This window comes from Halobacillus sp., assembly GCF_049282395.1.
Classification (GTDB): Bacteria; Bacillota; Bacilli; order Bacillales; family Halobacillaceae; genus Halobacillus.
In genome coordinates this window covers 1-3933 of record NZ_JBAPTY010000074.1, presented here as the reverse complement: position 1 = coordinate 3933, position 3933 = coordinate 1, and the positions used below count along the sequence as shown (strand labels likewise).

The following is a 3933-nucleotide window of genomic DNA, read 5'->3' as shown; positions in this document are numbered from 1 at the left end:
ACGCTACCAGCACTTAATTGGCAAGAAAGCTATACTACCTATCGTGGGAAGAGAAATTGAGATTGTGGCAGATGATTATGTGGATATGGAATTTGGTTCCGGAGCTGTTAAAATCACTCCTGCTCATGACCCGAATGATTTTGAAATAGGAAATCGCCACAATTTACAGCGTGTACTCATTATGAATGAAGATGGCAGTATGAATGAGAACGCAGGAAAATATCAGGGAATGGATCGATTTGATTGCCGCAAGCAAATTGTTAAAGATCTTCAGGCAGAAGGCGTGCTTTTTGAAATTGAAGAACACCTTCATTCAGTTGGTCATTCCGAGCGTAGTGGGGCTGTTGTAGAACCTTATCTGTCTACTCAATGGTTTGTGGATATGAATCCCCTGGCTGAAGCTTCTGTAGATTTACAAAAAGGGGAAGACAAAGTACAATTTGTGCCCGATCGCTTTGAAAAACCTTATCTACACTGGATGGAGAACACGCGTGATTGGTGTATTTCGCGTCAGCTTTGGTGGGGCCACCGAATTCCTGCATGGTATCATAAAGAGACAGGAGAAATTTACGTAGGTAAAGAAGAGCCGAAAGATGTGGAGAACTGGATACAGGATGAAGATGTACTGGACACATGGTTCTCTTCAGCTCTCTGGCCTTTTTCAACGATGGGGTGGCCGGATGAAAACAGTGAGGACTACAAGCGTTATTTCCCTACAAACGTATTGGTTACGGGTTACGACATCATTGGTTTTTGGGTCAGCCGCATGATCTTCCAATCCATTGAATTTACAGGACGTCGTCCATTTGAAGATGTTCTTATCCACGGACTTGTTCGGGATGCGGATGGTCGTAAGATGAGTAAGTCCCTTGGTAACGGTGTAGATCCAATGGATGTAATCGACCAGTACGGTGCGGACTCGCTTCGATACTTCTTATCGACTGGATCTTCACCTGGTCAGGATTTACGCTTTCATTGGGAAAAAGTAGAATCGACATGGAATTTCGCCAATAAAATTTGGAACGCTTCCAGATTTGCCTTAATGAACATGGGTGATTTGAAGTACGAGGATATTGATCTTTCTGGTGAAAAATCCGTTGCGGATCAATGGATTCTTACTCGCTTAAATCAGACCATCCAGCAAGTTACACAAAATATTGATAAATATGAGTTTGGTGAAGCGGGAAGACATCTGTACAACTTCATTTGGGATGATTTTTGCGATTGGTATATTGAAATGGCTAAGCTTCCTTTATACGGGGAGGACACGGCAAGAATTCATACCACAAGGTCTATTTTAGCTTACACGCTTGATCAGATCATGCGTATGCTGCACCCGTTTATGCCTTTCATCACTGAAGAAATCTGGCAGCACCTGCCTCATCAGGGGGAGTCCATCACCCAGGCTTCATGGCCTGAAGTACGAGATGAATTCCATAACGAGCAAGCCGTTCAGGAAATGGATCGTCTCGTTTCCATTATCCGCTCGGTTCGTAACATCCGTGCAGAGGTAGACACTCCAATGTCTAAAGAAATTCAGTTAATGATTCAGGCGAAGGACGAAAATGTAGTTAGTGAACTTGAAAAGAACCGTGATTACCTGGAGAAGTTCTGTAATCCAAGTGAATTAACGATTGCAACTGATCTTCAGGCTCCTGAAAAGGCTATGTCATCTGTTATTACAGGCGCGGAGCTATACCTTCCTTTAGCAGGCTTAATCAATATTGAAGATGAAATCAAACGCCTGGAGAAAGAATGGAAAAAGTGGGATCAGGAAGTCAGCCGTGTTCAGAAGAAACTGGCGAATGAAGGATTTGTGAAAAAAGCACCGGAACATGTTGTAGAAGAGGAACGTGAAAAAGAGAACGACTATTTAGATAAGCGTACCAAAGTTGAAGCGCGTATCGAGGAACTAAAAGCATAAAAGAAGCTGGAGGGTATTCTTAGGAGTACTCTCCTCTTTTTGAAAAGAGGGAATGACATGCCAAACTACCAGGAAGCCATCCAATGGATACATTCTAGAGAAAAATTTAAAGTCAAACCTGGATTAAAGCGGATGGAGTGGATGATGGAAGAACTGGGGCACCCAGAGAATAAGCTGAACGCTATTCACATCGCGGGTACAAATGGAAAAGGCTCGACAGTGACTTTTTTAAGTAATCTATTGCAATCGCAAGGTTACGATGTAGGAACATTCACATCTCCCTACATTATAAGGTTTAATGAAAGAATCAGTGTTAATGGGGAAGCCATTCCTGATGCTGAACTTGCTGCTTTAACAGAAGCAATCAAACCTTTGGCAGAAAAGTTGAAAGACACATCTCTTGGTGAACCAACAGAATTTGAAATTATTACGGCCATGGCTATGCTTTACTATTCTCAGAAAAAGCTGGACTTTGTATTGTTTGAGACCGGTCTAGGTGGTCGGTATGATTCCACGAATATCATTCAGCCCCTTTTAACAGTAATTACAAATATCGGTCTTGACCACATAAATATTTTAGGGAATACACGTGAACAGATTGCATACGAAAAAGCAGGAATAATTAAAACCAATACACCTCTTATTACTGGGGCAAAAGAAGAATCTGTCTTAAGTGTTTTGAAAGAGCAGGCTTCGGTTTATAAGGCTCCGGTGTCAATTTTAGGGGAAGATTTTCAAGTGGAACATAAAAAAAGCTCACTTGAAGGGGAGTCCTTTGAATTTATAAATTCATCATTTCATTCCGGAGATTTGCTTAGTCCTATGAAAGGCCGGCATCAGGTAGATAACGCAGCTCTCGCCCTTCAGACGATGGAGCACCTGAAACAAATGGGGGTGGATATAAATCGTACTCAATACAGCAGAGGTCTGCTTAGAACTTACTGGCCAGCCCGTTTTGAAACAATTCGTAAAAACCCTGTCACCATTATTGATGGCGCCCATAATGAAGAAGGGACACGGGCACTAGTAGATACTATGAAACAGCATTTTAACGGGAAACGTGTCCATCTTATTTATTCTGCTTTAGAAGACAAACCAGTGGAAAATATGCTTGAGATTCTAAAAGAGGTTGTCGATGTCGCCTATATGACTACCTTTGAATTCCCCAGAGCGATGATGGGCAGTGAGCTAACTGATCTCTCCCCTATAGCTGATACTATAACTGTCTCTGATTATGTTCAGGCAATCAGGCAGGCTACGTCCACAATGAAAACGGGAGATGTTTTACTGATCACAGGATCCCTCTATTTTATTTCAGAAATAAGGAAATATTTTGAATATTAACTCCTGGTATGGTAACATTCTAGTTACTTAATTTTTCCTAAAATAGGAAATATTGTCAAGGGTGGGGTGCGAGGATGGAAAGGGACAATAGAATCAAGATATGGGTACTTTGGGTATGTCTATGGCCTTCGAGCATCTACTTGCTGTATCGTTGGCTGGACCCGCCCCTCCACGTAAATATATTGGAAATTGGGTCTTTTGTCATACTTGCCTCCGTCGTAGCCCTCTTTCCTCTTCGGATTGGAGATAACCCTGTATTCTTTACTCATGGAATAGCATTTGCGGCTTTTTTACAATATGGATTATTTGTAGAAATTATCATCTCCCAAGTATCTTTGCTCTTTTTATTTTTGAAGGTTCGCGTGGACCGTACCTCCTCTCATCGAATTCCTATTAATTTCCTGATGTTTCTTGCTATATCCTTCCTATCAGCTCAAGTATATTATGCTTTGGGTGGAGAGCATGCGGGAGAAGCCGTTTCCTCTATAACGGATGCCATCCCGATCATTACATACGCATTATCACAAATTTTTCTCAATCAGCTTTCGCTGAAAATAATTACAAAAATAATCTATAAGCAGAAAATCGTATGGTGGGACAGCGGTTTTGTCTGGGACGTAGCCACGGCAGGTATTGTGCTCCCTGTTGGGTTTGTACTTTATATT

General features: G+C 41.7%; 2 protein-coding genes and 1 pseudogene. All 3 read left to right on the top strand.

Features of this window, described 5'->3' with window-relative positions; all coding sequences use genetic code 11:
* Positions 1–1924: valine--tRNA ligase (locus WAM07_RS03725; RefSeq protein ID WP_422164882.1), on the top strand; the 1924-nt coding region annotated here is incomplete at its 5' end.
* 57 nt (positions 1925–1981) lie between these two features.
* Positions 1982–3268, top strand: coding sequence for a bifunctional folylpolyglutamate synthase/dihydrofolate synthase (locus tag WAM07_RS03720; protein ID WP_422164880.1), 1287 nt, complete (start codon positions 1982–1984; stop codon positions 3266–3268).
* Between the two features lie 74 nt (positions 3269–3342).
* A pseudogene (locus WAM07_RS03715) lies at positions 3343–3933 on the top strand (hypothetical protein); the annotation flags it as partial.